This is a genomic window from Halorubrum sp. B52 (assembly GCF_059752555.1).
Genome location: NZ_MWTG01000018.1, coordinates 361,953 through 380,374 on the forward strand (window position 1 = coordinate 361,953; position 18,422 = coordinate 380,374).

Annotated in this window: 16 protein-coding genes; 10 read left to right on the top strand and 6 right to left on the bottom strand. The window is 60.5% G+C overall.

Annotation, left to right across the window (positions count from 1 at the left end; translation table 11 throughout):
• The first annotated feature begins 149 nt into the window (after positions 1 to 149).
• The 4 genes from B4V04_RS18875 (at position 150) to B4V04_RS18890 (ending at position 4,951) form a co-directional block, all read left to right on the top strand.
• Positions 150 to 1,622: an aldehyde dehydrogenase family protein gene (locus B4V04_RS18875; RefSeq protein ID WP_498233178.1), complete on the top strand. Its 1,473-nt coding sequence runs from the start codon at positions 150 to 152 to the stop codon at positions 1,620 to 1,622.
• On the top strand, positions 1,555 to 2,799 hold the full coding sequence (locus tag B4V04_RS18880) for an alcohol dehydrogenase catalytic domain-containing protein (RefSeq protein WP_498233179.1): 1,245 nt from the start codon (positions 1,555 to 1,557) through the stop codon (positions 2,797 to 2,799). The genes B4V04_RS18875 and B4V04_RS18880 overlap by 68 nt, the downstream gene beginning before the upstream one ends.
• Before the next feature lie 74 nt (positions 2,800 to 2,873).
• Positions 2,874 to 3,725, top strand: a complete 852-nt coding sequence (locus B4V04_RS18885; RefSeq protein WP_498233180.1) for an MBL fold metallo-hydrolase — start codon at positions 2,874 to 2,876, stop codon at positions 3,723 to 3,725.
• A 38-nt stretch (positions 3,726 to 3,763) separates the two neighbouring features.
• On the top strand, positions 3,764 to 4,951 hold the full coding sequence (locus B4V04_RS18890; protein WP_498233181.1) for an MFS transporter: 1,188 nt from the start codon (positions 3,764 to 3,766) through the stop codon (positions 4,949 to 4,951).
• Positions 4,952 to 4,992: 41 nt separating this feature from the next.
• Here the strand turns inward: B4V04_RS18890 and B4V04_RS18895 are convergent, their stop codons facing one another.
• The 3 genes from B4V04_RS18895 to B4V04_RS18905 are packed head-to-tail and all read right to left on the bottom strand — an operon-like array spanning position 4,993 to position 7,357.
• Complete coding sequence (locus B4V04_RS18895) at positions 4,993 to 5,472, bottom strand: hypothetical protein (protein WP_498233182.1); 480 nt, start codon at positions 5,470 to 5,472, stop codon at positions 4,993 to 4,995.
• Positions 5,469 to 6,002, bottom strand: a complete 534-nt coding sequence (locus B4V04_RS18900) for an aromatic-ring-hydroxylating dioxygenase subunit beta (protein WP_498233183.1) — start codon at positions 6,000 to 6,002, stop codon at positions 5,469 to 5,471. The genes B4V04_RS18895 and B4V04_RS18900 overlap by 4 nt, the downstream gene beginning before the upstream one ends.
• Complete coding sequence (locus tag B4V04_RS18905; protein WP_498233184.1) at positions 5,999 to 7,357, bottom strand: aromatic ring-hydroxylating oxygenase subunit alpha; 1,359 nt, start codon at positions 7,355 to 7,357, stop codon at positions 5,999 to 6,001. Before B4V04_RS18905 ends, B4V04_RS18900 begins: the two co-directional genes overlap by 4 nt.
• A 186-nt stretch (positions 7,358 to 7,543) precedes the next feature.
• Here B4V04_RS18905 and B4V04_RS18910 point away from each other — a divergent pair, with 186 nt between their 5' ends.
• The 3 genes from B4V04_RS18910 to B4V04_RS18920 all read left to right on the top strand — a co-directional run bounded on the left by B4V04_RS18910 (position 7,544) and on the right by B4V04_RS18920 (position 13,498).
• The gene (locus B4V04_RS18910) at positions 7,544 to 10,630 is read left to right on the top strand and encodes an FAD-binding and (Fe-S)-binding domain-containing protein (protein WP_498233378.1); all 3,087 of its coding nucleotides are present in this window, start codon (positions 7,544 to 7,546) and stop codon (positions 10,628 to 10,630) included.
• A 65-nt stretch (positions 10,631 to 10,695) separates the two neighbouring features.
• Positions 10,696 to 12,033, top strand: coding sequence for a CoA-binding protein (locus B4V04_RS18915; RefSeq protein ID WP_498233185.1), 1,338 nt, complete (start codon positions 10,696 to 10,698; stop codon positions 12,031 to 12,033).
• A gap of 268 nt (positions 12,034 to 12,301) precedes the next feature.
• Positions 12,302 to 13,498, top strand: a complete 1,197-nt coding sequence (locus B4V04_RS18920; RefSeq protein WP_498233186.1) for an inorganic phosphate transporter — start codon at positions 12,302 to 12,304, stop codon at positions 13,496 to 13,498.
• A 29-nt stretch (positions 13,499 to 13,527) separates the two neighbouring features.
• On the opposite strand, the gene B4V04_RS18925 is transcribed toward B4V04_RS18920, so the two are convergent.
• The 3 genes from B4V04_RS18925 to B4V04_RS18935 all read right to left on the bottom strand — a co-directional run bounded on the left by B4V04_RS18925 (position 13,528) and on the right by B4V04_RS18935 (position 16,240).
• A complete protein-coding gene (locus tag B4V04_RS18925; protein WP_498233188.1) occupies positions 13,528 to 14,076 on the bottom strand; it encodes a maleate cis-trans isomerase family protein in 549 nt (182 codons plus the stop codon).
• Between the two features lie 458 nt (positions 14,077 to 14,534).
• Positions 14,535 to 15,770, bottom strand: coding sequence for an FAD-dependent monooxygenase (locus B4V04_RS18930; RefSeq protein ID WP_498233189.1), 1,236 nt, complete (start codon positions 15,768 to 15,770; stop codon positions 14,535 to 14,537).
• A 149-nt stretch (positions 15,771 to 15,919) separates the two neighbouring features.
• Positions 15,920 to 16,240 carry a hypothetical protein gene (locus tag B4V04_RS18935; RefSeq protein WP_498233190.1) on the bottom strand — a complete coding sequence of 107 codons (321 nt, stop codon included), beginning with the start codon at positions 16,238 to 16,240 and terminating at the stop codon, positions 15,920 to 15,922.
• Positions 16,241 to 16,441: 201 nt separating this feature from the next.
• Here B4V04_RS18935 and B4V04_RS18940 point away from each other — a divergent pair, with 201 nt between their 5' ends.
• Genes B4V04_RS18940 through B4V04_RS18950 form a run of 3 tightly spaced genes read left to right on the top strand, consistent with a single transcriptional unit; the run spans position 16,442 to position 18,397 of the window.
• Positions 16,442 to 16,570 (top strand): hypothetical protein, encoded by a 129-nt coding sequence (locus B4V04_RS18940; RefSeq protein WP_498233192.1) that lies wholly within the window; start codon positions 16,442 to 16,444, stop codon positions 16,568 to 16,570.
• Positions 16,571 to 16,572: 2 nt separating this feature from the next.
• Positions 16,573 to 17,460: an SDR family oxidoreductase gene (locus tag B4V04_RS18945; protein WP_498233379.1), complete on the top strand. Its 888-nt coding sequence runs from the start codon at positions 16,573 to 16,575 to the stop codon at positions 17,458 to 17,460.
• Positions 17,461 to 17,518: 58 nt separating this feature from the next.
• Positions 17,519 to 18,397: a fumarylacetoacetate hydrolase family protein gene (locus B4V04_RS18950; RefSeq protein WP_498233193.1), complete on the top strand. Its 879-nt coding sequence runs from the start codon at positions 17,519 to 17,521 to the stop codon at positions 18,395 to 18,397.
• The last annotated feature ends 25 nt before the right edge of the window (positions 18,398 to 18,422 follow it).

Sequence of the window (18,422 nt, forward strand, 5' to 3'; positions counted from 1 at the left end):
TAGCATCGAGAACAGATCATACGAAAGTCCCCGAAATAATACAATAAAAGCCTCAGATGGTGTGTGGTCTTGTTCCGAATATTTCGGAATTTGCAAGGCGAGTCAACCCACCACAACCTATATCAGCAGGAGTTACAATACGTTATACCATGCCAGTGGAGTTGCCAGACTTGGCTGCAAACTGCCAGGACCTGTTCATCGACGGGGACTGGTGTCGCTCGGAGACCGGCGAACAGCTCGCGGTATTATCCCCGATAGATCGGTCTGAGATCGCACGCGTCCCGGCGGGTGTAGGCGACGACGTCGACAGCGCTTACCGCGCCGCTGCTGCCGCTCAGGAAGAGTGGAAAGACACGCCGCCAGCAGAACGGAAAGCAGTCCTCGAGCGCGTTTCAGAATGGTTCGCAGAACACAGAGATGCTATCGTCTCGACGCTTGCAGCCGAGGCAGGGAGTACCGAGATCAAGGGAAAAATCGAGGTTGAAAACACCAAGGAATTCGTCGATTACTCTACCACGCTTCCGCTGGAATTCCGCGATAAGACCGGACCATCGCCGGTCCCAGACAAAGAGAACCGAGTACGACGGACGCCGGCAGGCGTCGTCGGTGTGATCTCGCCGTGGAACTTCCCGCTCTCGCTGACGATGCGGGCCGTGGCACCGGCGATCGCACTGGGCAACAGCGTCGTGATCAAACCCTCGAGCGAGTCTCCGCTCACCGGCGGCTTGCTCATCGCCAGATTGTTCGAAATGGCGGGGCTTCCCGACGGCGTACTCAACGTCGTCACTGGACACGGCTCAGACGTTGGTGACGACATGGCCGCCCACCCAGCTGCCGACGTCATCGCGTTTACCGGGTCGACGGGCGTCGGTCGCCGTGTCTCGAAGTTTGCCGCGGAACAGTTGACGGAACAGGCGATGGAACTCGGTGGGAATAACCCCCACGTCGTCCTCGACGATGCGAACGTAGCGGACGCAGTCGACGCGGCGGTCTTCGGAACGTTCCTCCACCAAGGACAGGTCTGTATCTCGATCAACCGCCATCTGGTGCACGAGTCGGTCTACGACGAATACGTCGAAACGCTCACGGCGCGTGTCAATGACCTTCCGGTCGGGGATCCGCGCGACGACGAGACCGTGATCGGGCCGATCATCAACGAGGGTCAGCGGGACGAACTTGCTAACTACGTCTCGCGGACGGCCGACCAGGGTGGCGAGGTCGAAACGGGCGGGGAATTCGAGGATCTGTACTTCGAACCGACCGTCATATCCGGCGTAAGTAACGATATGGCCGCGGCTTGCAACGAGCACTTTGGACCGATCGCGCCCGTGATCCCGTTCGGTTCCGACGAGGAGGCAGTGCGGATCGCGAACGACACCGAACTCGGCTTGGCTGCCTCGGTTTACGGCGGCGACCGGACCAGAGCGGAGGCCGTCGGCGAACAGATCGAGGCCGGAATGGTCCACATCAACGACCAGCCGATCAACAGCAATCCGCGAATCCCGTTTGGTGGCAAGAAGGCCTCCGGAATGGGCCAGTTCAACGGGGACGCGATTGTACGGAAGTTCACCGACCCACAGTGGATCTCGGTGCAAAACGAACCACGGACCTATCCGTTCTGACGATGCGGTGCAAACCGATTCAGACGGCCGAACACGACCGAGCGGATACCAAGACCGACATCTTCCAGATCACGATACAAACCTGACCATGCACGAAATCAATGCGGCAGTCCTGCGCGAACCGGAAAAGCTCTCGTACGAGTCGGTCACTCTCGACGAACCAAAAGAGGAAGAGGTGCTGGTAGACATCCGGGCGACCGGAGTCTGCCACACCGACTACGGCGCATATACGAACGAAGACGCTCAGTGTCCGATAGTGCTCGGCCACGAAGGGGCCGGCGTCGTCGAGGCGGTCGGCGACCAGGTCAGCGGCGTCGAGCCCGGCGACCACGTCGTCCTCTGGGTGTTGCCGTCGTGTGGGGACTGTGAGTACTGTGCATCGGGGCGACCGCACCTCTGTTCTCTGCACGCGGATATTCGAGGCGGGATGCCGGACGGGACGAAGCGACTCCACGACGAAGACGGGCCGATCAATCACTTCTTCGGGCAGTCGTCGTTCGCGTCGAAGGCAGTAGTTCCGGAACGGACAGCGGTGCCGATCCGATCGGACGTTCCCTTCGAGATCGCCGCGCTCCTGGGCTGTGGAGTACCGACCGGTATCGGCGCCGTCCTGAATACAGCCGACGTGCGCCCTGGCGACGATGTCGCCGTCTTCGGCTGTGGTGGCGTCGGTGCCAGTGCGATTATGGGCGCCGATCTCGCCAGTGCGGGAACGATCATCGCCGTCGATATCAATGAACAGAAACTAAAGCAGATGGGCGAACTCGGTGCAACCGACGTCGTGGACGCGTCGTCGACGGATCCAGTCGAAGAAATCCAGCGACTCACCGGCGGAGTCGACTACAGCTTCGAGTGTATTGGGCGGCCCCAAACACTGGAACAGGCGTTCGAGTCGCTGGGTCGTGGTGGGACGGCGGTGGCGACAACGACGAAGGATACGGGGTCGTTTGAGATCGACGGCGGTGCGTTCCCGCGAGGTGTGGGTATCGTCGGGAACATGGTCGGTTCGACGCAACCTCAGGTCGATATCCCGAAACTGGCGGACCTCTACGTCGATGGCCGACTCGACCTTGACGCCCTGCTGACCGATTCGTATCCGCTGTCCGAACTCGACGAGGCGTTCGACGCGCTTCACGGCGGCGATGGGATCCGTAGCGTGATCCGATTTGAAGACTAGTTAGCCGAACTCCGACGAGACCAGTATCCGCTTGGACCTCAACTTATTTATTACTCGACTGGGTACCATTTGGTATGCGTGTAAGCCTCGTAGGGACAGGGAGTCCTATCCCAATCCTGGAGCGAGCTGGAACGTGCCTCGTCGTCGAAACTGGTGACGAGATGTTCATGATTGACTGCGGGCCGAATACAGTCCACCGCCTGATAGAACAGAACATCGACTACGGTGAAATCGAGGACCTGTTCATCACCCACCATCATCTCGACCACAACGCCTCCTTCTACAACTTCGTGTTCACGAGCTGGGCGCAGGGCAAGCGGGAATCGTTGACCGTCTACGGCCCGGACGGAACGGAGACACTCGTCGAGTCGATGTACGATATCTACGAAGACGACCTCCAGTATCGAAAGGACATCTACCCGACGGAGGGGATCACCGACATCGAGATCGAACAGATCACCGAGGGATTCTCGACGACGATCGACGACCACACGATCACGACGCTCCGAGTCAACCACTCCATCGAGACGTACGCGATCAAGGTGACCGATCCCATCAACGAACGAACGTTCGTCTTCTCCTCAGACACGAGCAAGATACCGGAACTCGAGGAATTCGCATGTGATGCCGACGTACTCGTCCAGGACGCCTGTATCGGGCCGTACGACGAGGAAAACGGTATTCCCGAGGAGGGACTCGTATGGGACCAGTACCGAAGCGATACGCCGTACTCCACTGATGCGGTCTACGATAACCACTGCACTGCCGAGGACGCCGGTGAGATAGCGAGTGCAGCCGGCGTCGAGACGCTCGTGATGACGCATCTGATGCCCTACCGCGACACCGACGAGATGCGAGAGCGCGCCGAACAATCGTTCGATGGGACCGTCATGGTGGCCGAGGACGGTCTCGAAATCGAGATATAGATTGTCGTGCAGACAGGTAGGCCACTCCTGGCAGAGTTATGAACGTCAAATACAGTTGGAGCGGCGATGAGTCGACCGTTCTCCTCTCGTGTACGCTCGCGTTCTTCGTCACGGCGTTCGGACGGCTCGCCTTGAGCCCCCTCGTGCCGCAGATCACGTCAACGTTCGGTCTCTCGAACGCAGCGATCGGACTCGCACTAACGGGGATGTGGGCCGCCTACTCGGCCACGCAGTTTCCCAGTGGGCTCCTTGCCGACCGATACGGAGAGCGGGTGATCGTCCTCGTCGCACTCGCTGGAACCGGAATTTCGAGTCTCGGCGTTGCGTTCGCACCGACGTACCCGGTCTTTGTTCTCGGAGCCGTGTTGCTCGGTGCGGTCGGCGGGTTGCATTACAGCGCCGCGACCACGCTGCTCTCCCGGACGTATGAGAATATCGGAATGGCGATCGGCGTCCACAACATCGGGATGCCGGCTGGCGGGGTCGTCGCGCCCGCCATCGCCTCCTGGGTCGGTATCCGATACGGCTGGCGACCGGCCGCTCTCCTGGTGTTCGGTATCGCCGTCCCCGTGCTGGGGCTGTTCGCCCTGACAGTTCATCCACGAGAGCCACCCGTCCCCGGGGAACCCATCCGCAACAGGATCAACGTCGAGCAAATTCGCCCGATCCTGTCGTCCCCGCCGGCCATCTTTACCGTCTGTCTGGGGGTTATCTCCATGTTCGTCGCTATCGGACTGTTCACCTTCATTCCGACCTTTCTCGTCAAGTACAGCGGCTACGGGCCGGGGCTCGCTGGCGGTATCTTCGCGGCCTTCTTCGTGCTGCTGGTCCCGTTACAGGCCGCGATCGGATACGTGTCGGACTGGATCGGCCGTGATCTGACGCTGGCCGGCTGTTTCGTCGCCTGCTGGGGCGGCATCTTGCTCCTGATATTCGAGAGCGGCTCCATCTCGTTGGCCGTGTCGCTGGGTTTCGTCGCGCTGGGGTCCAGCTCTGTCCCCGTCATCGACTCGAGACTCGTCGACCAGTTCTCCGGCAGCGACGTCGGAATGGAGTTCGGACTGCTACGAGCGATCTACGGTCTCGTAGGTGGGTTAGGAGCTGGCGTCGTGGGCGTACTCGCGGACCTGTTTTCCTGGGCAATCTCGTTCGGATTCCTCGCCGGGATCTCACTGCTCACTGCACTCGCTATCTGGTTCAACAGGCGCCTTTCTCTGGGTTACTGAACGAGCAGCGTAGAGAAAATGGTATTGGCGATCAGACTCGTTCAGTGATGATCTTCGGGCCCGTGGGGGTGCTCGAGGAACTCGGTAAAGAGCATGTGATTCTGACGGGCGAGTCCACCGAGCGCCGCGGCGTCGATCTGGATCTGCTCGCGCTTTTTCGGCGCGCGGATCTGGAGCGTGCTTCGTTCCGGAGACCGTAGTCGCCGGACGTGAACCTGTGCGTACTCGTTAGACACTTCGAATCCGGTGTCACTCGTGACGTCGTCAGATTCTTCATCGAGAGGGGCCATGTCGTGCCCGTCGGGGAGGAACCGTTCGAGGACCTCCGTGTCCTGCCACGACAGCGATTCCAGTCCGAGCGCGTCAACCCGAAGCATCTCGTCCCCCGACGGAGACTCGATTTCGACTCGTTCGCCCTTTCTTGTTTCGAGCTTCCGAACGGTCGCCGTCTGCTCGCCGGTCGACACGTCAAATTCGTTGACGAGAGTGACGTACGGTCCGTATGATCCTTCGTTGGTCATAGGAAGGTCGATAGTTTGCTGATACCCAGAACCGTGTGATCGGGGTAGATATTTCGCTCGGCGATCGCGAAGCCGTCCTCCGTTCGCCTGAGCGTGTCCTCACGCCGGACGGAGACCAGCGAGTAGTCCTCGGTATCGTCCTGACTGTAGTAGAGGAGAACGTTGCTTCGCACTGAAAGCTCGTCATCGCTCCACTCCTCGAGGACGACGTTCGTCACGTATCTGCGAGCACGGGCCGGCGGCCGTTCTGCCCAGGCGTAACTGGAGTCGAATCGTTCGACGCGCGCCTTGAGCGAGCCGTAGTCCTCGTTGAAGAAGTACGCCTCGTCGTCGAACTCCGAGGGCTCGTGCTCTTTCATCAGCCGGCGGGGCATCCAGTACCGGATGTCGTCGTCGATCAGTTCGAACCACTTTTCCAGTTCCCGGTTGTCGAGGAGGTCCGCCTCGTGGTTGTAGAAATCGCGAACGTTTCGCTCCAGAACGAGCGCCTGGAGTTCCTCCTCGCTGACGCCGTCGATGGTCTTGCTCATTGGTCGAACTCCTCGCCGTCGACGATCGATTCGTACCACTGTTCGTGGAACTGGCGCATGCCGCCTTCCTGAAGGTTCTCGGTGTAGGCTGTCCCTGGACCGGGCCACTCGTCGTCGATGTCGACATCAGTCATCCATTCCATCCCCATCTGGTAGTTCAGGGCGTAGTTCTCGCTCCCGGCGACCTGTGCCCCTGCCGAGTCCGTGATGCCTTCCCAGAGGTTAACGTCGTCCTGCTCGAAGTTCCCCGACGGGCCGAAACTCGCGGTGTACATCTTGTACATCCGCTCTTTGAACTCTTCGGGCGCCTCCTTCGGAACGAGCGCCCAGCTCCAGATCTGCATCTCGTCCGGCCCGACCGGCTGCCACTTGCGGATCGAAAAGAACGGACAGACTTCCTTGGCGCTATCGTCGGTCGTGTTCCCGAAGTGGATGAATCCGAAGTTCGGGTAGACGGCGCCGACAAACTGCAGTGCCCGCTTCCCGATGTCGTACTGCTCATCGGAGAGGCCGTCCCCGGTAAGCAGGGACCCGATGCTGTCGGGATACGTGAGATGGACCGGTTCGTCGAGCATCCGCGTGCTCAGGGTATGACCGTCGACGTAGACGTGTCGGTCGATGCTCTCCCCGGTTCCGGCGCCGCCGACGGTCTCCTCGCCGCCGAGTTCGAGGTCGAGAATCGAGCCGTGCGCCCACGCTGTGTGATAGCTGTCACCGTTGAAGTTCTCCGCGATCGTTTTCCAGTTTGCGTCGACGGTCCACCGGTGGGGCTCGCCTATGACCTCCATCCCACCGTCGACCAGGTCCAACTGGATATCGAGGTACCACTTGAAGCCGCCCAGATACTCCTCGAGAGATGGGCCGTCCTCGGAAAGTGAGCCGAATACCAGCCCGTTGTACGTTTCCAGCCGCGGAGCGTGGAAGAGTCCATGTTCGTCTCGGTCGAGGTTCTGGAATCCCGAAGACTTCTGCGGGACGCCGATCAGGTCGCCGTCGTTCTTGTACGTCCAGCCGTGATACGGACATCGGAAGTGTGTCGTATTGCCCTGTTCTGCCCGGCAGAGCTGTGCACCGTGGTGCCGGCAGGCATCGAACAGGAGGTTGATCTCTCCGTCTTCGTTCCGGACGAAAATGAACGGGTCGTTACCGAGGTATCGCCGCGCGTAGTCGCCCGGTTCGGGGATTTCGCTCTCGTGACCGACGAAGATCCACTTCTCACCGAAGATGCGATCCAGTTCGAGTTCGTGGACGTCGGGATCGTTGTAGAACTGCAGTGGGAACTTTCCCTGCTTGAGATTCTCTTCGACATCTCGTATGACCTTTTCAGTCACTTCTGACTCTTGGGATTGTGCCATACACTGACAAATTCGAGTCGATCATATATAATACTACTGGACCTGTGTTACCGCTTCTCACTAAAGTAATCTACCGAGGCCAGAGTGGGTGGTAGCTTTCATTCGCTATCGTTCACTGGTCTAGACCGGTGCCGAATGGTTTATAGTGTGTAACCTGTGAACATACACCTGAAGTGCTTAGCCACGATGACCGGGAGCCCTAACACTGTACTTGGTCAGGGGGAAAATTGCGAGGAGAACGTCGCCGACCAGCGGGCGGACTACGAGTTCGTCTCGGAAGACGTGGAGAGGCCAGCGCTCGTGGCCGATCTCCGCGAGCGTGTCGATGGCGACGTCCGGTTCGATTCCTACACGCGTCAGATGTACGCCACGGATGCGAGCGCGTACGAGATGACACCGATCGGTGTCGTTTTTCCCCAGTCGACCGAAGATGTCGCGTCGACAGTCACGTATTGTGCTGAACGAGAGATCCCGGTGTTGCCGCGGGGAGGTGGAACGAGCCTCGCGGGACAGGCGGTCAACGAAGCAGTCGTCCTCGATTTAACCCGCTACATGGACGTAGTCGTGTCCATCGATTCTAGCGAGCGACGAGCCCATGTCGAAGCCGGAGCGGTCCTCGGAGAACTCAACGAGGCGCTCGCACGGTACGATCTGAAGTTCGCTCCCGATCCGGCCGCCGGAGATCGGAGCACGATCGGCGGAGCGATCGGAAACAACTCGACGGGAGCGCATTCGCTCGTCTACGGCAAGACCGACGCCTACGTCGAGGAGTGCAAGGTAGTCCTAGCGGACGGAACAGTTACCACATTCGGAGAGATGTCCGTCGAACGACTCCGTGAACGGGCCAACCCCGACGGTACGCTTCTCGAACGCATATACGCTGAAACCATTCGGATCATAGACGAGGAGCACGAAGCTATCCGAGACAGGTTCCCGAATCTGAAACGCAATGTCTCGGGGTACAACTTCGACATACTCGTCGAAGAGGCCGAGACAGGAACGGTCAACCTCGCACGTTTGCTCGCGGGCAGTGAAGGGACCCTCGCGATTGTCACCGAAGCCAAGGTCTCGTTAGAACCGATTCCGGAGACAAAGGCTGTTTCGCTGCTGTTCTACGAAAGTGTCCTCGAGGCTGTGACCGACGTCCAGCACGTGCTTGAACACGACCCGGCAGCAGTCGAATTGATCGACAACGTGCTTCTCGAATTGGCTAGAGAGACGACCGAGTTCGAGGAGGCAGCGTCGCTCGTTCCACAAGAGGCCAACGCCGGACTGCTCGTCGAGTTCTACGCCGAAGACGACAAAGACGGTCGAAAGCAGACCGCGGCTCTCCTCGCGGACAGAGTTCCCGGAGCCGATACCAACGTGATCCCGCCCGCAGATGGCCCTGTAATCGACGAGTCACGCGCGTTCACGGGACTTGAGGCCCACGACGAGGACCAGCGTGAGATGTTCTGGACGCTCCGGAAGGCCGGACTCCCGATCCTCCTCTCCCGGACCTCAAACGAGAAGCACATCAGTTTCATCGAGGACTGCGCAATCCCACCCGAACACCTCCCTGAGTTCGTCGAGCGCTTCCAGTCGCTCCTCGTCGCAACCGATCGCGACGACGACGCAGCGTTCTACGCCCATGCCGGTCCGGGTGTCATCCACGTCCGCCCGCTCGTTGACACGAAGCGGGCACGGGACCGCGAAGAGATGGTCTCCATTACCGACAAAGTGACAGACATGGTTATCGAATTCGGCGGGAGCGTCTCCGGCGAGCACGGCGATGGTCGCGCCAGAACCCAGTGGAACCGCAAGCTGTACGGCGACGACCTCTGGCAAGCCTTCCGCGATCTGAAGACCGCGTTCGACCCTGACTGGCTGCTCAATCCCGGCAACGTCTGTGGCGACCACGACATGACCGAGCACCTCCGGTACGACGACGAGTACGAGTACGACTCCGAGTTCGAGCCGTCGTTGCGCTGGGACAACGAGAACGGTATGCAGGGAATGGTCGAACTGTGCCACGGGTGCGGTGGCTGCCGCGGATCACAGGACACCACAGGTGATGTCATGTGTCCGACCTACAGGGCTGCCCAAGAGGAGGTTACAGCGACCCGAGGACGTGCCAACCTCCTCCGGCAGTCGATGAGCGGCGACTTGCCGGACGATCCCACCGACGACGAGTTCGCCGAAGAGGTGCTCGACCTCTGTATCGGCTGCAAAGGTTGTAAGCGAGACTGTCCGAGCGGCGTCGACATGGCGAAGCTCAAGACCGAAGTCATGTACGAGCGCCACCAGAAACACGGAGCGAGCCTCCGAGACAAACTCTTCGCCAACTTCGATACGCTCGCCGCGGTCGGAAGTGCGCTGGCACCGGTATCGAATGTCGTGCAGTCGGTACCGGGCGCGGGGACGCTCGCCGAGAAGACGGTGGGTATCGCGAGCGAGCGATCGCTCCCGACGTTCCATCGAGAGACGGTCCAAGACTGGTTCGAGAAGCGAGGGCCCCGCGTATCGGCGGCAGACGCCGACCGGAAAGCCGTCTTCTTCGCAGACACGTATACAAACTATAGCCATCCGTCGGTTGGAAACGCGGCAGTACGCGTGCTCGAGAGCGCAAGTGTACACGTCGACGTCGCCGACCGGACTGACAGTGGCCGACCGGCACTGTCGAAGGGGTTCGTCGATGCCGCTCGTGAAACCGTCGCGGAGAACGTATCGGAACTCGAATCGTACGTCAAAGACGGCTGGGACGTCGTCGTCGCCGAACCATCTGACGCGGTGATGTTCCAGTCCGACGCCCTCGATCTGCTCGAAGGGAGAGCCGTCGAGTTGGTGGCCGAGAACACGTACGGCCTCTGTGAGTACCTCGATACGTTCCGGCTCGACGACAACGTCGAGTGGACAGCGTCCGACGATACGCTCGTCTACCACGGACACTGCCACCAGAAGGCCGAGAAGAAGGACCACCACGCCGTCGGCGTCCTCCGACGAGCCGGGTACGCAGTCGATCCGCTCGACTCGGGCTGTTGCGGTATGGCCGGGACCTTCGGATACGAGGCCGAACACTACTCCCTGAGTCGTTCGATCGGGGACATCCTGTTCGATCAGATCGAATCGAGTGAGGCCGACGTCGTCACTGCCCCGGGAACGTCCTGCCGTACCCAGCTCGGAGAGAGTCGGATCGACCCCGTACCCACGGACAGTTCTCTCGCCGACAGTCCCCTTGATGGCGACGAACCACCGACCCCGACGGAGTTGCTCGCCCACGCGCTCCAGAATTGACTCCGCATCGAGATTACCGACATAACGACCCAAAATTTATCAGAGAGGACTGAGATTTGATACGTATGGGTGTGTCAGACATATTTGAACCGGAGGGTATCGCTGTCATCGGCGCATCGGAGACCCAGGGAAAACTCGGCAACGACGCGATGTCCAATGTCGTGGCCCACGACTCCGAGATCTACCCTGTGAATCCCTCTGGTTCCGGTGAGGTGTTCGGCTACGAGTTCGTCGACTCAGTCCACGAAACCGACGCAGATCTGGCGCTGTGCTGTGTCCCGAATCACCTGCAGCCGGACGTGCTTGAGGAGTGCGGCGAGGCGGGCGTCGGTGCTGCCGTCATCTTCGCTGGCGGATTCACCGAGGCCGGCGAAGAGGGACGGGAACTACAGGAGACGATCGACGGCATCGCCGAGGAGTACGGGATAACCGTGCTCGGACCAAACACGGCCGGTTACGCGATCCCCCATCGGGACCTGTACGGATCGTTCGTACCCCGGATCCGCGATGTCGAGGCCGGGAACGTCGGGATCGTCACTCAGAGTGCTGGCGTCGGTATCACCATGTCCTTCCAGTTGTCGCGTGAGGGATACGGTATCTCGGCGATGTTCGGCCTCGGCAACCGGATGAACACGGAATTCTCCGACGTGATCCCGCTGCTCGACGACGACACACGTACGGACTCGATCGTCCTGCACGTTGAGGGGACCGAGGACGCCGAAGGACTCTTCGAGGCCTGTGAGGCAGCCGACACGCCTATCGCTGCGTTCAAAGTCGGCGAGCACGACCTCGCGGAGTTCAAAAGCGCACACACCGCGGCGCCGGACCAGCCGAACGCGCTCTACGAAGATCGGTTCGACCAACCGGGTCTAGCGACGGTTTCTTCGACGACCGAGCTGCTCGACGCCGGTAGAGTCTTCGCGGACGCCCCGGCGCCCGACGGGTCGAACGTTGGCATCGTGACGGCCCAGGCCGGCCCGGGGATCATCATCACAGACGACCTCCTGGACGCAGGTGCGAACTTCCCGGAGCTGACGGCCGAGACCCACAGCCGCCTCGACGACGTCATCCCCCCGATAACCTACACCGAAAATCCGGTCGACACCGGACGACCAATGCCCGAGTTCGGCGAGGCCGTCGACGCCGTCGCCCGGGACGAAAACGTGGACATCGTTCTCGTCTACGAAATCTACGAGGATTCGCTGGGCTATCCCGTCGACGAACTGGAAACGCTCTCTGAGGACCTCGACAAGCCGATCCTCTTCACGGTCGCTGGCCCGGACCACGCTCTGGACGACGAGCGTCGGCAGATGGAGGCGGTCGGTATCCCGACGTTCGATACGCCGGAACGCGGGGCACAGGCAGTCGCGGCGCTCATCGATTCGATTTCCGGGAACCGGTAAGAACGACGAGCTTCGACCCGTAGTGAGGCTACTGTACGCCGTCACGTGGCCGACCGAAGATCGGGAGGCTCACTTGTACGAGGACATTGATGATATCGTCTCGTCCCTGAACTGTCGAAGCCGTTCGTCGATTCCCTCAAAAGATCGAACGACTCGCAGGTAGGATGAGTCGTCTCGCTCGACCGGCCACAGTGCTCGCGACAACAGATTCAGAAATTGCCCCATTCGATACAGGATTATCGATAACGGGGGAACACACTCACGAGTGATGGTAGACGTAGGTGTGCTCGCCACGCTACTCGTAGCAGCAGCGGCAAGCCTGTTCATGGCGTGGACAGTCGGAGCGGGATCCTCCGGTTCAACGCCGTTCGCACCGGCAGTCGGAGCGAACGCGATCTCAGTGATGCGAGCGGGATTTCTGGTCGGACTCCTCGGATTTTCGGGCGCAGTGCTACAGGGGGCAAACGTCACGAACACGGTCGGGTCAGGATTAGTGGTGTTCAGTGAAGGTGGTGGGTTATCGGCCATCGCAGCTATCGTCGCGCTATTCACAGCGGCCGTGCTGGTCGCAATCGGGATATTCACCGGATATCCGATCGCGACGGCGTTTACTGTCACTGGAGCGATCGTCGGTGTCGGTCTCGCGATGGGCGGGCAACCGGCCGTCTCGAAGTACGTCGAGATCGTGACGCTCTGGGTAACAGTGCCGTTCGTAGGCGGCGGTATCGCCTTCGCCACGACGTGGGTGTTGCACCACGACGAGATGCCAGAAATTCGGTGTATCCTTGCCCTGGCTGGGATCGTCGGCGCGATACTTGCGAACATCGAATTCGTGCTGCTGGCACCGGGCGACGAGCAGGCCTCGGTCGCGTCCGCGATCGCCCAGAGTCTGAACACGCCGACGATGCCGACGGTGGTCGCCGTGACGGTCGTAGCCGGAGCCGTCGCGACGAAACTGGTCGAACGCGACGTTCGGGCCGACCCCGTCGCAGGACAGCGGCACTTCCTGCTCGTTCTCGGTGGACTCGTCGCGTTTTCTGCCGGTGGAAGCCAGGTTGGGCTGGCACTCGGACCGTTACTGCCGCTGCTCAACGAAGGGGGAACGACGGGAGTCTCGTTCACATGGGTCCTGATGTTCGGCGGTGTCGGTTTGCTCATCGGTTCGTGGACCGGTGCACCCCGTATGATCAAGGCGCTCGCGCAAGATTACTCCTCGCTGGGCCCACGCCGGTCGATCGCGGCACTCATTCCAAGTTTCGTACTCGCGCAGACGGCCGTCTTGTTCGGCATTCCCGTCTCGTTCAACGAGATCATCGTCTCGACGATAATCGGCTCTGGTGCGGCCGGTGACGGGAGCGTAAGCCAGGGGAAAATCGGAAAGACGGTCCTGGCCTGGGTCGGTTCGTTGGTCCTGGCGTTCGGTGTGAGCTTCGGCGTTTACAACGCGATCTCGCTCGTTCCGTAGCCGTCTCCGTCACAGACGCGAACTGTCGATCACCGCAGCGCGCAGTCGCTCGTGTCGTCGCCGGCGTTGCGGTCATAGTCGAGGTTCCTTGAGAGCAGACGACCCGCACCAGGAACCTGCGTACTGAGGTTTAGATGGTCGAGGATCTCGTAGGTCGTGGCCGTGGCGGCCGAGAAGACCGGGAGACCGTACCGGTCCCCGGCGGCCTGGATCGACGCCAGTGACGGCATCTGGTTCCAGGACGAGAGCACGAGTGCACCGGCGCTATCTATATCCAGACCATCAGCAATATCGATGAGGTTGCGCTGGTCCAGCTGCGCGACCTCAAGGTTGTCTGGACACTCGAGCGTGCGGTAGTCGACGACGTCGACACCGGTACTCTCGAAGTATTCGATCATCGTCTCGGTGAGTTCCCGCTTGTAGGGTGCGATCAGGGTGGTGTTCTCGGCGTCAAGTCGCTCGATGGCGCGCACGAGCGCACCCGCACTGGTCACGACCGGCGCTTCGGCGTCGTTCTCGATAGTCTGCTGGCGAAGCGTGGCCTCACTCTCTTCGTGATATCCGGGGCCCTGTGACATGATTCCGATGAGACAGGCGTACGCGAGAACGTCGCAATGGGTATCGGATAACAGCGTCGCACACTCCAGCGACTGCTCGTCTATCCGTTCTAACTCCTTCTGGGTGACACTCTACATCCGCATCCTGCTCGAATGGAACGTGAACTGCTCGGCGTAATGCTCCGGCTGGGCCCGGAGCATCGCCGGGACTTCGGTTTCCATCGTAACGATCGAACTAGGGGCTATCATTCCGATCCTGAAGCTATCAACTATGGCGCGGTCACGACTACTTATCGCTCGTAATTGAAATTAGTCATCTAAGTCGTGCGACCGTCGACAGAACTGAGTGCGACGCGAGTAGCTTCGGATCGAGAGGAGGATCAAGTCACCCGTGGGTAACTGCGCAGGCGAATAGCTGGGGCAGCCAAGAATCGTTAGACCAGTCGGCTGCTCGCCAGAACACAGCGACAGCGTCCGGCTCAGTAATTCCCCGTGGAGACGATTGGCGGGGACCCATGGGGACCGTAGGGCGCGTCGTCGAGATATTCGCCAGCAGGCTCGAAGTAGTCGGCCAGTGACGCGGCGGCTTCCTTGCGGAGAACGGTCGCCACGTTGTCGCCCTGCAGGTATTCGAGGGCCTGGCCCGCTGCATCAAGGTTGTACTCCGCCGCTTTCTCCCGGCGAGCGGCGTATAGTTCGACCTCGTCGTGAGCGACGGCGTCCGTCTGTGCGCGGTACGCGACGGCGATCGCGGACGCCGCCTCATCGGCGTCCGCGACACCAGAGTTCATTCCGCGAGCTCCGAACGGTGCCAGCAAGTGTGCTGCTTCCCCTGCGAGGAGAACACGCCGATGTTCGTCGACGAAGGTGTCGGCCATCACCTGCAGGAATTTGTAGGTTGAGACCCAGGAGACATTGTCGGCGTACTGCTCGCCCATCACCGCCGTCACGAACTCCCGCATCTTCTCGTCGGTGACCAGTTCCTCCGGGTCGTCATCCCCGAGACACTGGATGTCCAGCCGCCAGCCGCCAGTGAACGGGACGAGCATCACGTTCCGGCCGTCGGCTTCCGGGGCGTCGTAGTGGAAGAGGCGCTCGCAGGGCCACTGCTCGTTCTCGTCGTCAATCTCGTCCACGTCGGCGATGATGAAGGAGTTCTCCGACTGGTTGCCCTCGAAGTTCGCGCCGATCTCGTCGCGCACGGTCGAACCGCCGCCGTCCGCCCCGACGAGATAGGGCGTCTCCCACTCACGACCGTCCGTCGTCTCGACGCGGACGCCTTCTGGATCGGATTCGACGGTATCGACTTCGGCCTCCCAGTGGATATCGATACCCGCCTCGTCGAGCGCCTCGTGCATGTACGCCTCGGTGCGGACCTGCGGGATGCTGGTGAAATGCGGGAACTTACCCTTCCCACCGGGATTGTCGTAGGTCCGGTTGAACACCTCCTTGCCCCGCCAGCAGGTCCGTCGCGTGGGCCACACCAATCCTTCTTCGACCAGGTGCTCCCCGAGCCCCGGGTGAACGCGCTCGAGCGTGTGGATCGTCGTCCCGTGGACGTAGATCGCCCGACTACCGGCTCGATCACGATCTTTGGACTCCGCTTCGAGGATCGTGGCGGAGATACCACGTGCGTTCAACGCGAGTGCTGTGGTCATCCCGACCGGGCCCGCACCGGCGATGAGCACTGGCTGGGTCGTGCTATTGCTGCTCATGATACGTGTCTGGACAACGTAATCCGATTATAATAATTGTTTGGTTCGAGGCAGCAGAATAGGCGTCAGTCAACCGCTATCGGCCGATTGTGACCACAGCGTAGCAACTCGACTGGTAGTAGACGACGGGTCGTCTAGGCGGTCGTCGGTTATAGATCCAGTTGCGTGGCAACCCAGTGGTCTTGGACGGCGAAGACCATTTCTTCCTCGTCGTCGAAGCGAGTTGTCTCCGAGACGAATTCGTCCCAGGTGCCGTCCGGAACCAGATCAAGTTCGTCCGCGGAGTCTGCGTCTGACGGACTTGCCGCGACCATATCGTCGAACGACTTGAAGTCCGTATATTCCTGTACGAACGACTCGTCAAACAGGTCCCTGATCGGGATCTCCTCGTCTTTGCCGACGACATCTCCTGGGTGGGGCAGGTCGTCTGCCTCGGCAGCAGCTTCTGCCAGATTTGCTTTCTGGTCCATATTTGATGTGACAACCGATGTCAACTAAAGGTTTGTGGTGCCCCAACCATTCCCGTGATCGGTTCCCCGGCAACGGAACTGCGCTCAAGAAAGTCGATAGGCACTATTCGATGGTCCTGCACGGTCGCAGAGGCAGTTAGACTGGTCTCCGGTAATGGCGCCGCACCAAACGTTGATGATGTCTTCGCCGTATGGCCCAGTATGGCGCACGGAAGCCGACAGGCACAGCTGCATGGGAGCTGCGAGAGTACCGACGAGCACAGCCCCGTCGTGAAGACGGCGAAGAAACTGTTCTCGGCCCAGTCCGGTTCTTGGGGTGACTCACCGTGACGATGCTTGAGGGGACGGTCTGTATCGTGGCTGGCGGAGGGAACGGACTCGGGGAAGTGACAGCGCACGAACTCGCAGCTCACGGCGCACATGTCGTCGTGAACGACCTTGGTACGTCCGTTCGGGGTACGGAGAGCGACGCCACCGTACCCGAGCGAGTCGCCGCAGATATCCGCGAAGTGGGTGGCGAAGCGACAGCCCATCACGGCGACGTGAGCGACTTCGACGATGCCCAGCGACTGATCGAGGAGACGGCCACAGAGCACGGACGGATCGATTTCGTGGTCAATTTCGCTGGTATCCTGCGGGACGAATTGAGCTACAAACTCTCTCCCGAAGACTGGCGCGCAGTCATCGAGACCAACCTCACCGGTCAGTTCGCTCCGTTGCGGGCCGCCTGTGCGCACTGGCGCGAGGAGAGCGAGAACGGGTTCGACCGCCAGCGTTCGTATCTCGCAGTTAGCGGCGGAGCCGCACGCGGAGCGGTCGGTCAGGCCAACTACGCGTCTGCGAAGGCCGGCGTCCTTGGTCTTGTACGGTCTGTCTCTACGGAGATGCACCGCTGGGACGTTCAGGTCAATGCGCTGGTTCCGAACGGGTATACGCGGATGACAGAGACAGTACCCGAAGAACACCGTCCCTACACTCGCGAAGAGATGCCCCCGGAACGGGTAGCGCCCCTGGTCGCCTACCTTGCCAGCGACGCGGCGACCGGCCTGACGGGCTGTACGCTGTACGCGGGCGGCAACCGAGTCGGTCTCCTCTCGGACCCAGAAATAAACACTATCGGGGTCAACCCGGACGGATGGACGCTCGATTCGCTAATTGAGCACTTCGAGTCGGATGTGGCTGCGGACGCCGAGTTGACTCGAACGAACAGCTACCTCTGATACTGTCGGCTGTCTGTAAAGGGCATCATTTATTAGGGATTCTTTCGATATCACTACTATGCGATTCGTCCACTACGGCGATGAGCAGCTAGGACTGCTTACAGACGACGGGAGCGGTATCGTCAACCTCACCGGCCGTCTCGGGCTCGACAGCAACGAACCACTCGTGGAGTACATCGATGGAGACTACGACGCCAGCGAGTACACGGACGCTCCGACGGATCATGATGTCGACGACGTGACGATCAAGTCGCCGATAGGGCGGCCGGGAAAAGTCATCGCTGCTCCCTTGAACTACGAGAACCATATCGAGGAAGCGATCTCCGATCGCGACATCACGACCGACGAGTGGTTCTCGATCAAGGACAAGGGCTACTTCCTGAAGGCGCCTTCCAGTGTCGTCGGGCCCGACCACGGTGTGAAACTGCCGTTCATCGATCGAAGGACTGACCACGAGATCGAACTCGCCTTCGTGATGGAAGGCGACGTGAAAGACATCGACGCCGAGGACGCCTGGGACCACATCTTCGGGTACACGATCCTCCTCGACATCTCGCTGCGGGGCGACCAGGACCGCTCGAACCGGAAGTCCTACGATACATTCACCGTGATCGGCCCCTGTGTGACGACGGCAGACGAGATCGAGGACCCCCAGAACCTTCAGATGGAACTTCAGCTCAACGGCGAGCGCCGCCAGTACGAGAACACTGGCGATATGGTATACACCTGCGCCGATGTCGTCCAGTATGCCTCTCTCGGGGCGACACTCGAGACCGGCGACGTCATCACCACGGGTACACCGGAAGGCGTGAGCGAACTCAACGACGGCGACACCATCGACGCCGAGATAGAGTCGATCGGCTCGATGACCGTCGATGTGACGGGTCGCGACGCGAGTTATGCCGAGGCAGACGTGCAGAAAGGCGGCCAAGAGTAGCTCAATCCGCCCCTATCTGCGGTTG

What these genes read in the sequence shown, in the direction of transcription:
- B4V04_RS18940 (WP_498233192.1), top strand. Translation starts at nt 16,442, where the DNA reads ATGGCGCACGGAAGCCGACAGGCACAGCTGCATGGGAGCTGCGAGAGT.
- B4V04_RS18915 (WP_498233185.1), top strand. Translation starts at nt 10,696, where the DNA reads ATGGGTGTGTCAGACATATTTGAACCGGAGGGTATCGCTGTCATCGGC.
- B4V04_RS18910 (WP_498233378.1), top strand. Translation starts at nt 7,544, where the DNA reads ATGACCGGGAGCCCTAACACTGTACTTGGTCAGGGGGAAAATTGCGAG.
- B4V04_RS18930 (WP_498233189.1), bottom strand. Translation starts at nt 15,770, where the DNA reads ATGAGCAGCAATAGCACGACCCAGCCAGTGCTCATCGCCGGTGCGGGC.
- B4V04_RS18920 (WP_498233186.1), top strand. Translation starts at nt 12,302, where the DNA reads ATGGTAGACGTAGGTGTGCTCGCCACGCTACTCGTAGCAGCAGCGGCA.
- B4V04_RS18900 (WP_498233183.1), bottom strand. Translation starts at nt 6,002, where the DNA reads ATGAGCAAGACCATCGACGGCGTCAGCGAGGAGGAACTCCAGGCGCTC.
- B4V04_RS18945 (WP_498233379.1), top strand. Translation starts at nt 16,573, where the DNA reads ATGCTTGAGGGGACGGTCTGTATCGTGGCTGGCGGAGGGAACGGACTC.
- B4V04_RS18935 (WP_498233190.1), bottom strand. Translation starts at nt 16,240, where the DNA reads ATGGACCAGAAAGCAAATCTGGCAGAAGCTGCTGCCGAGGCAGACGAC.
- B4V04_RS18875 (WP_498233178.1), top strand. Translation starts at nt 150, where the DNA reads ATGCCAGTGGAGTTGCCAGACTTGGCTGCAAACTGCCAGGACCTGTTC.
- B4V04_RS18895 (WP_498233182.1), bottom strand. Translation starts at nt 5,472, where the DNA reads ATGACCAACGAAGGATCATACGGACCGTACGTCACTCTCGTCAACGAA.
- B4V04_RS18950 (WP_498233193.1), top strand. Translation starts at nt 17,519, where the DNA reads ATGCGATTCGTCCACTACGGCGATGAGCAGCTAGGACTGCTTACAGAC.
- B4V04_RS18905 (WP_498233184.1), bottom strand. Translation starts at nt 7,357, where the DNA reads ATGGCACAATCCCAAGAGTCAGAAGTGACTGAAAAGGTCATACGAGAT.
- B4V04_RS18925 (WP_498233188.1), bottom strand. Translation starts at nt 14,076, where the DNA reads ATGTCACAGGGCCCCGGATATCACGAAGAGAGTGAGGCCACGCTTCGC.
- B4V04_RS18885 (WP_498233180.1), top strand. Translation starts at nt 2,874, where the DNA reads ATGCGTGTAAGCCTCGTAGGGACAGGGAGTCCTATCCCAATCCTGGAG.
- B4V04_RS18890 (WP_498233181.1), top strand. Translation starts at nt 3,764, where the DNA reads ATGAACGTCAAATACAGTTGGAGCGGCGATGAGTCGACCGTTCTCCTC.